The sequence below is a fragment of the Micromonospora sp. NPDC003197 genome (genome assembly GCF_053590565.1).
In genome coordinates this window covers 93,997-109,148 of record NZ_JBSFTE010000016.1, presented here as the reverse complement: position 1 = coordinate 109,148, position 15,152 = coordinate 93,997, and the positions used below count along the sequence as shown (strand labels likewise).

12 protein-coding genes and 1 pseudogene are annotated in these 15,152 nt (G+C 67.7%); 4 read left to right on the top strand and 9 right to left on the bottom strand.

All coding sequences use genetic code 11. The features are described 5' to 3' along the window. Positions 1–95: 95 nt before the first annotated feature. The 3 genes from ACWDV4_RS19250 to ACWDV4_RS19240 form a co-directional block, all read right to left on the bottom strand. Positions 96–830: a VOC family protein gene (locus tag ACWDV4_RS19250; protein ID WP_449980635.1), complete on the bottom strand. Its 735-nt coding sequence runs from the start codon at positions 828–830 to the stop codon at positions 96–98. 133 nt (positions 831–963) lie between these two features. Continuing rightward, complete coding sequence (locus ACWDV4_RS19245) at positions 964–3,150, bottom strand: heterodisulfide reductase-related iron-sulfur binding cluster (RefSeq protein WP_449980633.1); 2,187 nt, start codon at positions 3,148–3,150, stop codon at positions 964–966. 220 nt (positions 3,151–3,370) lie between these two features. Next, a complete protein-coding gene (locus ACWDV4_RS19240; protein WP_449980632.1) occupies positions 3,371–3,634 on the bottom strand; it encodes a cell division protein CrgA in 264 nt (87 codons plus the stop codon). Between the two features lie 266 nt (positions 3,635–3,900). Between ACWDV4_RS19240 and ACWDV4_RS19235 the strand changes: the two genes are divergently transcribed. The 4 genes and pseudogenes from ACWDV4_RS19235 (at position 3,901) to ACWDV4_RS19220 (ending at position 6,933) form a co-directional block, all read left to right on the top strand. Further along, a complete protein-coding gene (locus ACWDV4_RS19235; RefSeq protein ID WP_449980630.1) occupies positions 3,901–4,707 on the top strand; it encodes a DUF881 domain-containing protein in 807 nt (268 codons plus the stop codon). A gap of 147 nt (positions 4,708–4,854) precedes the next feature. Continuing rightward, positions 4,855–5,975, top strand: a pseudogene (locus ACWDV4_RS19230) (class E sortase); the annotation flags it as partial. Between the two features lie 6 nt (positions 5,976–5,981). Further along, positions 5,982–6,278, top strand: a complete 297-nt coding sequence (locus ACWDV4_RS19225) for a hypothetical protein (RefSeq protein WP_449980628.1) — start codon at positions 5,982–5,984, stop codon at positions 6,276–6,278. A 4-nt stretch (positions 6,279–6,282) separates the two neighbouring features. Further along, the gene (locus ACWDV4_RS19220; protein ID WP_449980625.1) at positions 6,283–6,933 is read left to right on the top strand and encodes an aminodeoxychorismate/anthranilate synthase component II; all 651 of its coding nucleotides are present in this window, start codon (positions 6,283–6,285) and stop codon (positions 6,931–6,933) included. Positions 6,934–7,043: 110 nt separating this feature from the next. Here the strand turns inward: ACWDV4_RS19220 and pknB are convergent, their stop codons facing one another. From pknB to ACWDV4_RS19190, 6 genes are all read right to left on the bottom strand, one after another. Beyond that, entirely contained in the window at positions 7,044–8,774 is a 1,731-nt protein-coding gene (pknB, locus tag ACWDV4_RS19215; protein WP_449980622.1) for a Stk1 family PASTA domain-containing Ser/Thr kinase, read from the bottom strand. After that, positions 8,771–10,207 (bottom strand): protein kinase domain-containing protein, encoded by a 1,437-nt coding sequence (locus tag ACWDV4_RS19210; RefSeq protein ID WP_449980620.1) that lies wholly within the window; start codon positions 10,205–10,207, stop codon positions 8,771–8,773. The genes pknB and ACWDV4_RS19210 overlap by 4 nt, the downstream gene beginning before the upstream one ends. A gap of 1 nt (position 10,208) precedes the next feature. Beyond that, positions 10,209–11,711 (bottom strand): peptidoglycan D,D-transpeptidase FtsI family protein, encoded by a 1,503-nt coding sequence (locus ACWDV4_RS19205; protein WP_449980617.1) that lies wholly within the window; start codon positions 11,709–11,711, stop codon positions 10,209–10,211. Next, positions 11,708–13,168: an FtsW/RodA/SpoVE family cell cycle protein gene (locus ACWDV4_RS19200; RefSeq protein ID WP_449980791.1), complete on the bottom strand. Its 1,461-nt coding sequence runs from the start codon at positions 13,166–13,168 to the stop codon at positions 11,708–11,710. The genes ACWDV4_RS19205 and ACWDV4_RS19200 overlap by 4 nt, the downstream gene beginning before the upstream one ends. A 64-nt stretch (positions 13,169–13,232) precedes the next feature. Further along, positions 13,233–14,675: a PP2C family protein-serine/threonine phosphatase gene (locus ACWDV4_RS19195; RefSeq protein ID WP_449980614.1), complete on the bottom strand. Its 1,443-nt coding sequence runs from the start codon at positions 14,673–14,675 to the stop codon at positions 13,233–13,235. Beyond that, positions 14,672–15,151: an FHA domain-containing protein FhaB/FipA gene (locus ACWDV4_RS19190; protein WP_184535166.1), complete on the bottom strand. Its 480-nt coding sequence runs from the start codon at positions 15,149–15,151 to the stop codon at positions 14,672–14,674. Before ACWDV4_RS19190 ends, ACWDV4_RS19195 begins: the two co-directional genes overlap by 4 nt. Position 15,152 lies beyond the last annotated feature (1 nt).

Sequence of the window (15,152 nt, the reverse complement as noted above, 5' to 3'; positions counted from 1 at the left end):
TCCTGGTGACCATGGGGAGCGCTGCGGTTCACGGGTGTGGTTTCCCGCACCCATCGGGCCCTGGTGACGTACCCCCCTCCCCCGGCCTAGCCGCGCTACTGGGACGTCAACACACAGAACTCGTTGCCATCGGGATCGGCCAGCACCACCCAACTGACCTCGCCCTGACCGATGTCGATTCGGGTTGCCCCGAGGGAGAGCAGCCGGTCGACCTCGGTCTGCTGATCACTGTGGACAGGTGGAGTGAGGTCGAAGTGCAGTCGCTGCTTGCCCGGCTTTGGCATCAGCGGTGGCCCACCCCAGGTGATCTTCGGACCACCGAGCGGTGAGCGGATCGCGGTCTCCTGGTCCTGATCCCAGACCAGTGGCCACCCCAGCGCCTCGCTCCAGAAGTATCCGACTTCCTGGGAACCGTCGCAGGCCAGCGCTCCGATGAATCCACAGTCGGCAAGGAAGTTGTTGCCCGGCTCGATGACGCAGAACTCGTTACCTTCGGGGTCGGCAAGCACCACATGACCATCATCAGGGGTTTGGCCGATGTCGATATGCCGGGCGCCAAGTTCCAGCGCCCTGGCCACCGTCTGCTGTTGGTCCTCCAGCGAGGTACTCGTCAGATCGAAGTGCATCGGATTCTGGCCAACCTTCTGCCGTTGCGTCGGCAGAAAGCGGATCCGGAATCCGGTGTCGTCATTGGGCAGGAGCGCAGCACCATCGTGCGGATCATCGATCAGCTGCCAGTCCAGGACGCCGGACCAGAACCGGGCGAGACGCTGAGGTTGGCTCGCATCGAAGCTGACCGCAAAGAGTTCACAGGTCATCCTGCTGCTCATCTCCGATCGGTTGACCGACCGCTTCCGACAGGCACCCATCGGCCCGCCGATCGGAGTCTAGGTTGAGCCAGCGTCACCCGCAGCCGAGTATTCGACCGAGAATCCTCAACCAGCCCAACCCTTCGGACCAGCCCTAGGCGGTGGTGGCCGCCTCGGGCTGGCTCTGCCCCTCGGGCTTGACCGAGCGGAGCAGTACGGTCGCCACGTCGATCACCTCGACCTCTTCGGCGACGCCCTTGCCGGTGACGCCGTCGCTGAGCATCGTGGTGCAGAACGGGCAGCCCACGGCGATGGTCTTCGCCCCGGTGGAGAGCGCCTCCTCGACCCGGTCGACGTTGATCCGCTTGCCGATCCGCTCCTCCATCCACATCCGGGCACCACCGGCACCGCAGCAGAAGGAACGCTCGCTGTTACGCGGCATCTCGGTCACGCCCTGGGTAGCGCTGTCGAGCAGTTCACGCGGCGGGCTGAAGACCCGGTTGTGCCGGCCCAGGTAGCACGGGTCGTGGTAGGTGACGCCGCCGTCGATGGGCTGGACCGGGGTGAGCTTTCCGGTGGCGACCAGGTGGGCCAGCAGCTGGGTGTGGTGTACGACCTCGAAGTGGCCGCCGACCTGCCCGTACTCGTTGCCCAGGGTGTTGAAGCAGTGCGGGCAGGTAGCGACGATCTTGCGCTTGGCCGGCTCGCGGTCGCCGAACGCCTCATTGAGGGTCTCCACGTTCTGCTGGGCGAGCATCTGGAAGACGAACTCGTTGCCGAGTCGGCGGGCCGGGTCGCCGGTGCAGGTCTCACCCTCGCCGAGGATGGCGAACTTGACGCCCGCCTCGTGCAGCAGGGTGGCGACGGAACGGGTGGTCCGCTTGGCCCGGTCCTCGAAGGCGCCGGCGCAGCCGACCCAGAAGAGGTATTCGAAGTCGTCGACCTCGCCGACCCGGGGCACCTCGAAGTCGAGCCCCTTGGTCCAGTCTTCCCGGGTGTTCGGCGGGGCGCCCCACGGGTTGCCCTTGTTCTCCAGGTTGCGCAGCATCACGCCGGCCTCGGACGGGAAGCTCGACTCGATGAGTACCTGGTAGCGGCGCATGTCGACGATGTGGTCGATGTGCTCGATGTCGACCGGGCACTGCTCGACGCAGGCACCGCAGGTGGTGCAGGACCAGAGCACGTCCGGGTCGATGATGCCGCCGTCTTCGGCACCGCCGATCAGCGGCTTGTCGGCCTCGGCCAGGGCCAGTACGTCCATGTGGGCGAGCTGGGCGGCGGTGGCCTTCTCCTCACCGCTGAGGTCCTTGCCGCCCCCGGCCAGCAGGTAGGGGGCCTTGGCGTACGCGTGGTCGCGCAGCGAGAGCACCATCAGCTTCGGCGAGAGCGGCTTGCCGGTGTTCCAGGCGGGGCACTGCGACTGGCAGCGGCCGCATTCGGTGCAGGTGGTGAAGTCGAGCAGGCCCTTCCAGGTGAACTGTTCGACCTGGGCAACACCGAACTGGTCCTTCTCCGGGTCAGCCTCCTCGAAGTCGAGGGGCTTGCCCTCGCTCATCATCGGCCGGAGCGCGCCGAGGCCGGAGCCGGGCTGGCCCGGGTTGCGCTTGAAGAAGATGTTGGGGAAGGCCGAGAACCGGTGCCAGGCAACGCCCATCGTCACGTTCAGGGCAATGACGATCAGCCAGGTCATCGAGATGCAGATCTTGATGAGGGCGGCGACGCTCACCCCGCCCTCCCAGCCCGGCAGCACCGCGCCGACGGCGTGGCTGACCGGGGTGGCCCAGAACGGGTACTCGAAGTGGTCGGTGGCGACCTTGAAGCCTCGGATCAGGAAACCGAAGACCAGTACGCCCAGCACCACGGCTTCGACGAAGTAGCCCTGCCACATGGTCGAGCCGGTGAACCGGGAGCGCCGGTTGGGGTTGGCCGGCCGGTTGGCCAGTCGGATCCCGATCAGCACCAGAATGCCGACGATGCCCAGCACGCCGATGATCTCGGTGACCAGCCCGAAGATCGTCCAGTGGCCGATCACCGGCAGTCCGGCGGTCGGGCTGACGACCTCGAAGTACGCCTCCAGCACCAGCGTGGAGAGCACGATGAAGCCGATCATCACGAACCAGTGCGCCGCGCCGACGACGCCCCACCGGAGCATCCGGGTGTGGGCGAGCGTCTCGGCCAGCATCGTCTTGGTCCGGGTGCCCTTGTCGCTGAACCGCTCGGGGTCCGGCTGGCCCAGTCGTACGACGGCCACCATGTGCAGCACCGCGCGAACCGCCAGATACACCGCTACGGCGGTGATAGCGGCCGCGAGGACCGTGGTGACAATCTGTAGGCTGCCCATGCGGTGGCCTCCCGATCTGCGGGGCGAGCGGCTGGGTGACCGGGGGTTCCGGCCATGGAGTGCAGCCTACGCGCTACGTTACCGCTCAGTAACGTGAGGAATGTCGCAGTGGTGCACGACGTCCCACGAACACCTTAAGATGCGCGCAGATTGACGCCGAGCACCGGCTCTGCCGGGTGTGACGCGGCCGAGCCGGGAACTATGCCGATGACTGCCCGGGTCAGCGCCAGCGGGACAGCAGGATCAGCGAGGCGACCATGGCACCGAAGCCGACCGCGAGGTTCCAGTACTGCCAGCTCGCGACGGGGTACGCCGTCTCGGAGAGGTAGTAGACCACCAGCCAACCGATGCCGAGGACGATCAACGTGACCGCGGCGATCGGCAACCATATCGGGCTTGGCTTCTGCCTCGCCGCAGTCGCCGTCGGGCGGACATCCGTCGGCGGGGTGTACACCTTCTTCTTACGGACCTGAGACTTTGGCACGACGCTCTCCTGAGGGGGTGGCAATCCTCATCCGGCCTGACAACCGGAGCGCGGGGCGACGGTCCATGGCCAATAATGTTCGACAGCTAGCGTAGTCGGGACGAGCCGATCAGGCCATGAATGGGGCCACCTGAGTACGTACGGTTGACAGATCAAGCGCCATCATGACGCTACGGCAGCACAGGCCGCGATAGATTCAGGACAACGCGGGAAGTTTGTCCGAAATACCCCAAGGTGGCGGTAACACCTTGGGAGAGGGAGGCTCGGTGGAGTACACATCCGGTGCCGCTTCCTGGCGCAAGGTGCTCGGACGTCTCGCAGTGGGTCTACTCCCCAGGCGGCCCCGACAGCGCCGTCGCGGCTGGTCGCTCGGCGTACCGATGATCGCCTTCGCCGCTGGCCTGCTCTTCACCGCCACCGCGACCACCGCTGGTGGCACCGCACTGCGCGAAGACCGTAGGCCGCAACTAGCCCAGCTGATCCAGGATCGTCAGGCTCAACTCGCCAACGGCCAAGCTCGCGCCAACACCCTCCGCGATCAGGTCGAAGAGCAGACCTCGACGCTCGCCGGCTCGGACCTGCCGATCGCCGAGCAACAGACCCGGGCGGACAGCAATCGCCAGACCGCTGGCCTGACCGCGCTGACCGGACCGGGCATCACCGTCGAACTCAACGACGCACCCCGGCAGGGCAGCGACGAGCTCCCGGAAGGTGCCACCAACGACGATCTCGTGGTCCATCAGAGCGACGTACAGGCGGTCGTCAACGCGCTCTGGGCCGGCGGCGCCGAGGCCATGTCAATCATGAACATCCGGGTACTCACCACCAGCGCGGTACGCTGCGTGGGCAACACGTTGCTGTTACACGGACGGGTCTACTCACCCCCCTTCAAGATCACAGCGATCGGTGATCCCGCCGCGTTACAGCGGGCCCTCGCCGCCTCCCAGGGAGTCCAGTTGTTCCGGGACGCCGTTGAGCACTACCAGCTCGGCTATCGCGAGACCGTCGGCACCATGAACGTGCCGGCCTTCGAGGGCTCGACCGCGCTGCACTCCGCTCAGGTGCCCCAGTGAGACTGACGCCGGACGGCCCTCTGGACGGCCCCCCAGGCGGCGAATACGAGGGACGTCGACGAGGCGTACCCGTCGACGAACCAACGGCGCAGATCCCTCGTGTGGGCGGCACTCCCGCCGCACGCCGCGATGCTCCCACGGCACACCACGGCGCTCCCAGGGCACAGCATGACGCCCCCGCCGCCCACCATGACCGCTCCACCGGGTCGCGCGGCGGGCAACCGCACCGGAACGCCGCCCCGACCGGAAAGCCCGGTGGTGGATCGCCCGGCGAGCAGCGTACCGAGGTGTTCACCCAGCTCATCCCGGCGATTCGTGACGGCCGGGACCAGTCCACCGCGCTGATTCCCGTCGTTCCAGACCGGCAGCCGACATCCGAGCGGGCCGGAACGCACGGTCACCGCCGGGCCCCTGCCAACTCGACCGCCAACCCGACCGGCAACCCGACTGCCGACGCGCCAGCCGGGTCCGAGGCCGAGTCCAATTCCGAGGTACGCCCCCGGCGCGGCGAGCGGGTAGTCAAGCTTCGCCCCGAGCGGACCGACGAGGGCTACAAGAGCATCTACTCCGAACTGACCCGCCCCACCCTCGGCTCGCGGATCCGGACGGGGATCCGGGTCAGTGGCGAGCTGCTGATCACCTTCGGCCTCGTCGTACTGCTCTTCGCCGGGTACGAGGTGTGGGGCAAGTCCGCCGTCGTCAACGCCCATCAAGACGATCTCAGAGGGCAACTGGACCAGCAGTGGGATCGGGACGCGGATCCGACGGTCGCGCCGACCACGAGCACCGCAGCCAGCAAACCGAAGCCACCGGTCACCGGTAAACCGATCGCCGGGCTCTACATCCCCAAGCTCGACAAGCAGTGGATCGTCGTGGAAGGTGTCGGCCAGGACGACATCCGGTACGCACCCGGCCACTATCCCGAGAGCGCCCTACCTGGTCAGGTGGGCAACTTCTCGGTGGCGGGCCACCGTAACCGGGCCACCTTCTGGCGGCTCGATGAGCTGCACACCGGTGACGTGATCGTCGTCGAGTCGAAGACCGACTGGCACATCTACCACGTATCTCAGTCACGCATCGTCAAGCCACACCAGGTGGAAGTGGTCGCACCGGTCCCCGGCAAGGCCGGAGCAAAGCCGACCAAGGCCATGCTCACGCTGACCACCTGTAACCCGAAGTTCGACAACTACGAGCGTCTGATCATCCACGCTCAACTGGTCCGCAGCACACCGAAGTCGGCTGGGCAGCCGGCCGAGCTGGGAGGCTGATCGGCGATGTACGCCTGGATCTGGCGCCGCCTGCCGTTCGGGTTGCCCGGCAAACTGGCCGGATCGGTGCTGATCGCCACCGCCCTGGTCGCCCTGCTGTGGTACGTCGTGTTCCCCTGGGCCGAACCGCTGCTGCCGTTCGACGACGTACAGGTGACGCAGGACTCCACCAATCCCGACGGCTCGAACCCGGGGAACGACGCCCCCGGTGGCGGCAACCCGGGCAGCGAGGACGAGCACGATCTGCCGTACGACACGAACCGCAACAACACCCCGCCCCCCTCGAAGACGCCGAACAGGTGAGCCGATGCGCGTCCTGGTGATCGACAACTACGACTCGTTCGTGTTCAACCTGGTGCAATACCTCGGGCAACTGGGTGCCGAGTGCGACGTACGACGCAACGACGAGATCGGCCTCGCCGAGATCGATCAGCTCGACGCGGCCGGCATCCTGCTCTCTCCCGGCCCCGGTACGCCCGAACGGGCCGGAATCTGCCTCGACGTGATCCGGGAATACGGCGGCCGACTGCCGATCTTCGGCGTCTGCCTCGGGCACCAGGCCATCGGGGCCGCCTTCGGCGGCACGGTGGACCGGGCACCCGAGCTACTGCACGGCAAGACCTCACAGGTCTGGCACAAGGGTGCCGGGGTGCTCGCCGGCCTACCTGATCCGTTCACCGCAACCCGTTACCACTCGTTGACCGTCCTACCGGAGACCCTGCCGAGTGAGATCGAGGTGACCGGCTGGACCGAGTCCGGTGTGGTGATGGCGATGCGGCACCGCACCCTGCCGATCGAGGGGGTGCAGTTCCACCCGGAGTCGGTGCTCAGTGAGGGCGGGCATCTGATGCTGGCCAACTGGCTGGCCAACTGCGGTCTGCCGGAGGCGGTGGATCGGGCCCCCGCCCTGGCGGCCGAGGTCGACGCCCGACGGCGGGCGGCCTTCGCCGCAAGCTGACAACAGGCTCTTGCCTTCGCCGCCGGCTGACAACAGGCCCGGCTGACAACAAGCTCTTGCCTTCAGGCGGACTGGCCGTTTCGGTCAGTCCGCCTGTCGTGTTGGCTGCCTCAGCCGCCCGGGCGCGGACTGGACGTCGCCGACCCGCTCGGGTCCGGACTCGCCTGCATCTCCCGGGCGACGGTGATCGTGATCGTGGTACCGGTACGCCGCTTCTGGTTGGCGTTCGGGCTCTGGTCGAGGACCGTGCCCGGGGTCTCGTCTGAGTTCCGGTACTTCACGCTCACCTTGAACCCGGCTGCAAGCAGTTCCGCCCTGGCCTCCTGCTCCGTCTTGTCGACCACGTCCGGCACCGACTTGAGATTGCCCTTGGAAACCTCGACGACTACCTCGGTGTTCTCGGCCACCATTTCGCCGGGAGCCGGAGAGAGCTTGACGACGATGCCCTCTGGCCGCTCGTTCTCCACGTCCTTGCGGGTGACCTTGAGCTTCAGGCCCTTGAGCTGGCCCTCCACGAAGTCGAACTCCCCACCGACCAGCTCGGGGATCTTCACCTGCGGCGCGCCGCCACAGACCCGGATGGTGACCGGGGTCTGCTCGGCGACCTCTTCGCTGGGCTGCGGGTCCTGCTGGGTCACCAACCCCTTCTTACAGGTGGAGGTGAACTCCGCCTCGCCGATTTGGTACTGCAACTTCGCCTTGGTGAGTTCGGCGATGGCATCGGCCCGCGACATGTCCAGCACGCTCGGCACTGCGACGTTCTTGGGCTGGTTGGAGAGAAGGATGCCAGCAACCAGGGCGATCACCGCAAGCACGCCCAGGCCGCTGAGCGTGGCCATTACCCAGGCCGGAGTACGCCGGCGACGTCCGTCGCCCACCCGGGCCGGCGGCGGGGTCGGACGCCCACCACCGCCACCACCAGCAGCCGACCGGCCGCCGGAGGGAGCCATCGGCACGGTCTCGTCGTGCTGCATGACCGGCGTGGCCATGACGGGCCGCCCGGTGGCCGCCCGGAGCAGGTCGGCACGCATCTCGCCGGCACTCTGGTAGCGGTTGAGCGGATTCTTCGACAGTGCCTTGAGGATGATCGCGTCGATCGGCGGGGTGATGTCCGGGTTGATGCCGCTCGGCGTCGGCGGGTCCTCCCGCACATGCTGGTAGGCCACGCTGACCGGGCTGTCACCGACGAACGGCGGATGACCGCAGAGCAGCTCGAACACCACGCAACCGGCGGCGTAGACGTCGGAGCGGGCGTCCACCGCCTCGCCACGCGCCTGCTCGGGCGACAGATACTGGGCGGTGCCGATCACCGCGCTCGTCTGGGTCATCGTGGTCGCACCGCTGGCCAGCGCCCGGGCGATGCCGAAGTCCATGACCTTGACCTGGCCGGTGAGGGTGAGCATCACGTTGCCAGGCTTGATGTCCCGGTGGATGATCCCGTGCCGGTGGCTGAACTCCAGGGCGGCGCAGATGTCCGCGCTGATCTCCATGACCCGACGGGGCATCAACCGCCCCTCGGCCGCGAGCACCTCCTTGAGCGTGCGCCCGTTGACGAACTCCATGACGATGAACGGAATCGTCTCGCCGGTGGGGGCGGTCTCCTCACCGGTGTCGTAGACGGCGACGATCGCCGGATGGTTGAGCGAGGCGGCGTTCTGCGCCTCCCGCCGGAACCGCATCTGGAAGGTCGCGTCGCGGGCGAGGTCCGTACGCAGCATCTTGATCGCGACATCTCGACCGAGTCTGAGGTCGCGCCCTCGGTGCACCTCGGCCATACCGCCATAGCCGAGCAGCTCGCCGACCTGGTACCTGCCTCCCAGCAGGCGGGCCTGCGCAGTCATCTCGTCGTTCGTCCTTCGCTCAGTCTTGTCGCCCAGCCGGCTCGCGTGGCCCGCTCCACCTGACGGTACGGCCCAATCCGCGATTCGTCGTCTCCGCTCCTCATCTGCAACCTGCCCGTCACCATCGACACGCTTCGGTTGCCTTGATCAATGGCAGCGTCGTCCTGCGTCATCCGATAGGAAATCACGCCCGCACAGATCATCACCAACACACCCACCGCGATCACGAGCACGATCACCAATGGTCGGTTGAGGACGCTCTCCGGCTCCGCCGGTGGGGTGGCCAGCGGACGGGCGTACCCCTGGTGGGTCGGCTGGCGCGGCACGGACGGTACGGCGGCCCCTCGGGGTTGTCCGGCGGCCACCGGACTCACCGGCGGGTAGGCGGGTCCCGGGGGCGTACCCGGCGGTCGAGGTGGCATGCCGCTTGCCGTCACCGGTGGACGCGGCGGTGCCGCCCGGCCATGCATGGGAGCCGCCACCGGTGAGCCAGGAACGCCGACCCCGGGATGGGCCGGCGGAGCGCTGGCCATGCCCGGGCGGGGCGGCCCGCTCACCGGTCCGAACCGCGGCGGGCTGGTGGGCTGCGCTGGTATCACCACCGGGGCCGAGCCGGGCTTGGCCACCGCCGCCTGCCGGGCGACCGCCGCCATCGCGGAGGCGCTCGGCCAGCGTGCCGCCGGGTCCTTCGCCAGGGCCCGTTCGACAATGGCCCGGATGGCCGGCGGAATGTCGGCGGGCAGGGGCCGGGGCAAGTCCCGGACGTGCTTCATCGCGATTTCGAGCGGGTTGTCGCCCTCGAACGGCCGCCGCCCGGCCAGGCACTGGTAGGCCACCACACCGAGGGCGTACACATCGGAGGCGGGGGTCGCGGTCGCGCCGGACGCCTGCTCGGGTGAGATGTACGACGCGGTGCCGAGCACCGACCCGGCGGCGGTGAGCTGCCCGACCATGTCCGACCGGGCGATGCCGAAGTCGGTGAGCACCAGCGTGCCGTTCGGCCGGACCAGCAGGTTGCCGGGCTTCACGTCCCGATGCACGATGCCCTTGTCGTGGGCGGCCTGGAGGGCGTCGGCTGCCTGGGCCATCAACGCCATGGTGCGGGCCGGGGTGAGCCGGCCGACCCGACCCAGGGTCCGGGACAGGGCGTCGCCCTCGACGTACTCCATCACCAGGAAGGCGATCTGCTGGTCGCTGCCGAAGTCGTAGACGTCGACCACGCCCGGGTGGTTGATGGTCGCCATGGTGCGGGCCTCACCGCGGAACCGCTCGGCGAAGCCGGGCTCGTCCAGCAGCGCGGGGAGCAGGCTCTTTACCGCCACCGTACGGCCGAGCACCTGATCGGTGCCGCGCCATACGTCGCCCATGCCACCGCTGGCGATCCGCTCGTCGAGCCGATACCGGTTGCCGAGTTCGACACCAGGGCTGAGCATGTCACTTGCCTCCCCGGTCCTGGATGACGGCACGCATGATCTGGGCAGCGATCCGGGCGGCCTCCGCGCTGCCGCCGTCGCCGGTCGACTCCAGCATGACCGCCACCGCGGAGATCGGCTCGTTGTCCTTCATCACGAAGCCGATGAACCAGCCGTGTTCGTCGACCTGGGCCCCGGATTCCGCCGTACCGGTCTTGCCACCGACCGTGTAGCCGCTGATCCGGGCGTTGCGGCCGGTGCCGTTCTGCACGACGCTGGTCATCATCTCCCGCAGGTCGCTGGCGACCTGGCCGCTGACCGACTCGCGCAACTGGCGCGGTACGGCGGTGTAGTGCGAGGTGGTCCGGTCCGGACCGAGCAGCTTCTGCACCAGGTAGGGCCGCATCTGCGTACCACCGTTGGCCACCGCCCCGGCGATCATCGCGCCTTCCAGGGGCGTCATCCGGACGTTGTTCTGCCCGATCGACGACACGGCCAGCGCCGCCTTGTCCTCGCTGCCGTCCGGGTTCTGCATCGATCCGGTACGGCTGGCCGCCACCGGCAGGCCGCCCTCGTCAAGTCGGCCGCAGGTCAGGTCCTCCTGCTCGAAGCCGAACTGCCGAGCCTTCTCCTTGATCTTGTCTGCCCCGAGGGCGACGCCAAGCTGGGCGAACCCGGTGTTACACGACTCGGTGAGTGCGTTGATCAGGGTTACCTGCGCCTCGGGACAGATCGAGGGAGCGGCGTTTCGCATGTCGTTACCCGAGGTCGGCGGCCGGTAGACCGGTCCGGCCGGGATCATTCCGTCCTTGGTGTAGCCATTCTCCAAAGCCGCGGCCGCGACGACCACCTTGAAGGTCGAGCCGGGCGGCAACGTCTCGGACAACGCACGGTTCCTGAGCGGACCGTTCTTGTCGGCCTCCAACTTCCGGTAGGCCGCCTCCGCCTCCTTGCTGTTGTGGCTGGCCAGCGGATTGGGGTCGAAGCTCGGCATGGAGACCAGGGCTTGAATGGCACCGGTCTTCGGGTCGAGGGCCACCGCCGCGCCCTTGGTGGCCCCAGCCCGGTTGTTGGCCAGTTCGGTGAACGCCCGTTCCTGGGCGGTACGGGACAGGCTCAACAACACGTTTCCGCCAGCGGTGTGCTCGCCGGTGAAGAGGTCCTTCACCCGGTCGCCGAAAAGCTGGTCACTGTTGCCGGCGAGGAAGTCGTTCTCGCTGCGCTCGATGCCGACGGCCCCCAGGTTGACCGGCTGGTAGCCCAGCACGTGCGCGTAGGTGTCGCCCTTGGGATAGGTGCGCAGGAACTTCAGATTGCCGCTGGTCTCCTTGCTCACCGCCACAGCGGTGCCACCGACCTCGATGTTGCCGCGCTTGCGGTCGTACTCGGCGACTTGGACCCGGCCGTTGTATTCGCTGGTGCGGTATTCGTCGGCCTTGTAGCCCTGCACCCAGTTGAGGTTGGCGAAGAGCAGGCCGAACAGGACCATGACGACAACGCCCACTCGACGTAACGGCGCGTTCACGGTCGTATCACCTCCGTCGGAGCGCCGTGCAACTGTTCCGGCACCCCGGCTGGCCGGTTGCCTGGCCGGGGACTAACTCCGGTCATCGGCCGGCGCGCCGCATCGGAGACCCGCAGTAGGAAGGCTATGAGCAGCCAGTTCGCCATCAGCGAGGAGCCGCCAGCGGACAGGAAGGGAGTGGTCTGGCCGGTCAGCGGGATGAGCCCGCTGATCCCACCGACGATCACGAAGACCTGCAACCCGAGGGTGAAGGAAAGGCCACCGGCGAGCAGCTTGCCAAAGGAATCCCGTACGGCGATCGCCGCCCGCAGACCGCGCTCGACGATCAGCAGGTAGATCACTAGCAGGGCGGAGAGCCCGAACAACCCGATCTCCTCGCCGATGCCGGCGAAGATGAAGTCGTTCTGCACCTCGGGCACCTTCAGCGGCTGCCCGCCACCCGGACCGGTGCCGAAGAGGCCGCCCGTGCCGAGGCCGAGCAACCCCTGCACCAGCTGCCACCCCTTGTCGTACGGGTCGTCGAACGGGTTGAGCCAGATCTCGGCCCGTAGGTGGAAGTTGGCGAACGGGCTGTCCGGGAACGCGCCACCGAGGAAGTAGGCGAGGAAGGCCCCGCCGAAGAAGAGCAGCAGACCGATGAGCAGCCAGCTCACCCGCTCGGTGGCCACGTAGAGGGTGACCACGAACATGCCGAAGTAGAGCAGCGAGGTGCCGAGGTCCTTCTCAAAGATCAGGACCAGGACGCTGATCACCCAGACGACGAGAACCGGGCCGAGATCGCGTCCCCGTGGAAAGTCGATGCCGAGAAAGCGTCGGCTCGCCAGCGACAACACCTCGCGCTTGCGTACCAGGTAGTAGGCGAAGAAGACCAGTAGGGCCAGCTTGGCGAACTCACCGGGCTGGATGGAGAAGTTACCGACGATAATCCACAGCTTGGCGCCGTTGCGCTCCGAGTACGCCCGGGGCAGCACCGCCGGGATCATCACCAGCACGATGCCGGCCAGGCCCAGGGTGTACGCGTACCGGGAGACCGACCGGTGGTCCCGGATGATGATGAGTAGCCCGGCGGCGAGGACGATCGCGATCAGCGTCCAGGTCAGCTGGGTGCCACCGATACCGGCGAAGATCGGGAAGTCGGGACGCTCCTCCGGGTCCGCATTCGCCAGGTCGATCCGGCGGAGGAACGCCACCCCTAGCCCGTTGAGCAGGGCGACCGCCGGCACCAACACCGGGTCGGCGTACGGGGCCAGAAACCGGATCACCAGGTGCAGGCCGAGAAACAGGGCGGTCAGCAGCGCGGTCGGCACCCAGAAGTCGGCCGTGACGGTGTTGAAGAGGTTTGCCTCGACCGTTGCCGAGTAGGCCGCCACCAGCACCATGGCCACCAACAGCAATGCCAGCTCCGAGTTACGCCGGGACCGGGACAGCCGGAAGCGCGGCATCTCACCCGTGGACATGGGCGAGGCCGCCGGGCCGGCCGGAGCGGTCACAGTCGATACCTCGGATCGTCGGAGCTGACGCTCAGTCCACCGACCGGCATCCCGCTGGGTCGGTGACCGGCGGGATCGTGTCGGAGGGGAGAGCTTCTGTTGAGTGTGCCGGGGTGGGGGTAACAGTGGCAGCGGCGGTGGCGGATCGGCGGCCGGTCGACGACGGGTTGGCGGTCGGGTCGACGGTGGTCGCGGTGGCGCTCGGGGTCGCGGTGGGTTGGCCGGTGCCCGGGGGGTAGCTCGGCGGACAGGTCGGCTTGAGATTGGGGTTACTCGGGTCGTCGTTGGTCAACTCGGCGAGCCGACGCTCGGCATCAGGTTCGTTCTTGGCCTGGATGCCTTGTTTGACCTGCTCCTGAGCGGCAGCGGTCAGGTCGTCGAGCGTGGCGTCGCTGGTGGTGTGCACGCTGGAGAGGTCCAGCCCGGCGATCTGGCCGGGAACTCCCCGGAACACCGCCAACTGACCGTCCTCGGTGGCCCCCACGTAGTACTGCCGTTGGCTGTAGCTCCAGCCGAACCAGAGGCCGCCACCGAGGAGGGCCAGGACCACGACCACGATCGCGGCGACCCGTACCGGACGCCGCCGGGGGGCCTCTTCTTCAGGGCCGTCCGCCACGTCGTCCGGCTCAGGGCTGGCCGGGCGGGGCGCGGAGAGGGCGGAGGCTCGGGCAGCCGGTGTCGACTCATCGGCCGAGGTCGCCATCCCCCGGTCGCGGGCCGCCGCGCCACCCACGATCGGTGCCGCCTCCACGATGTCCTGGTCGGTGGCGTCGGCGATGACGACGGTGATGTTGTCCGGGCCACCACCACGGAGGGCGAGCTTCACCAGCCGCTCGACGCACTCCTGGGGATTCCGGAGTTCACGCATGGTGTCCGCGATGGTCTCGGCACTGACGACACCGGAGAGACCGTCACTACAGATCAGATAGCGGTCACCCGGACGCACCTGACGGACGGAGTATTCCGGGTCGATGTCGCGACCATCGAGCGCCCGGGTCAGCAGCGACCGCTGTGGGTGACTACTGGCCTCCTCCGCGCTGATCCGGCCCTCGTCCACCAGCATCTGGACGTAGGTGTCGTCCTTGGTGATCTGGGCGAACTCGCCGTCGCGCAGCAGATATGCCCGCGAATCGCCGATATGCACCATGCCGATCTTGCTGCCGGAGAACAGGATCGCCGTCAGCGTGGTGCCCATCCCCTCCATCTGAGGGTTGGCATCCACTGTGTCGCGTAGTTGTTGGTTGGCGGTGTCGACGGCAGACCGGAGCGCGTCGACGAGTGCGTCTCCAGGGACGTCCTCGTCGAGCGGGGCCATCGCACCGATGACGATGTTGCTGGCGACGTCACCGGCGGCCATGCCGCCCATGCCGTCGGCGACGGCGAGAAGCCGCGGCCCGGCGTAGACGGAATCCTGGTTACCGTCTCGAAGTAGACCGCGGTCGCTGTGGGCCGCATAGCGCAGGGTCAGAGTCATGGCCGTAATTCGAGAGAAGTGCGGCCGATTCGAATCGGCACGCCGAGGGGGACGGGGGTAGGTCCGGTGACCTTAGCGCGATCGAGATAGGTGCCGTTAGTCGAGCCGAGATCCTCGACGAACCACTGTCCGGCCCGCGGCACCAGTCGTGCGTGCCGGGCCGAGGCGTAGTCGTCGGTGATGACGAGGGTGGAATCCTCCGCCCGGCCGATCGTGATCTGCGCTTCGCCGAGCGTGATCCGGGTGCCTGCCAGCTGGCCGGCGGTAACGACGAGCTGACGCGCCGCCCGCCCCTTCTTCACCTTTGCCGGCTTTCCGTGCACCAGTGATGCCCCGACCCGTGGCGCGGCGACGAGACGACTGGACCTGGCTCCGGCGAAGAGATCCCGACGGATCACGCCGACCACCGTGAACACGAAGATCCACAGCAGGATGATGAACCCGAAACGCGCGACAGTGATGACAAAAGGGGGCAAG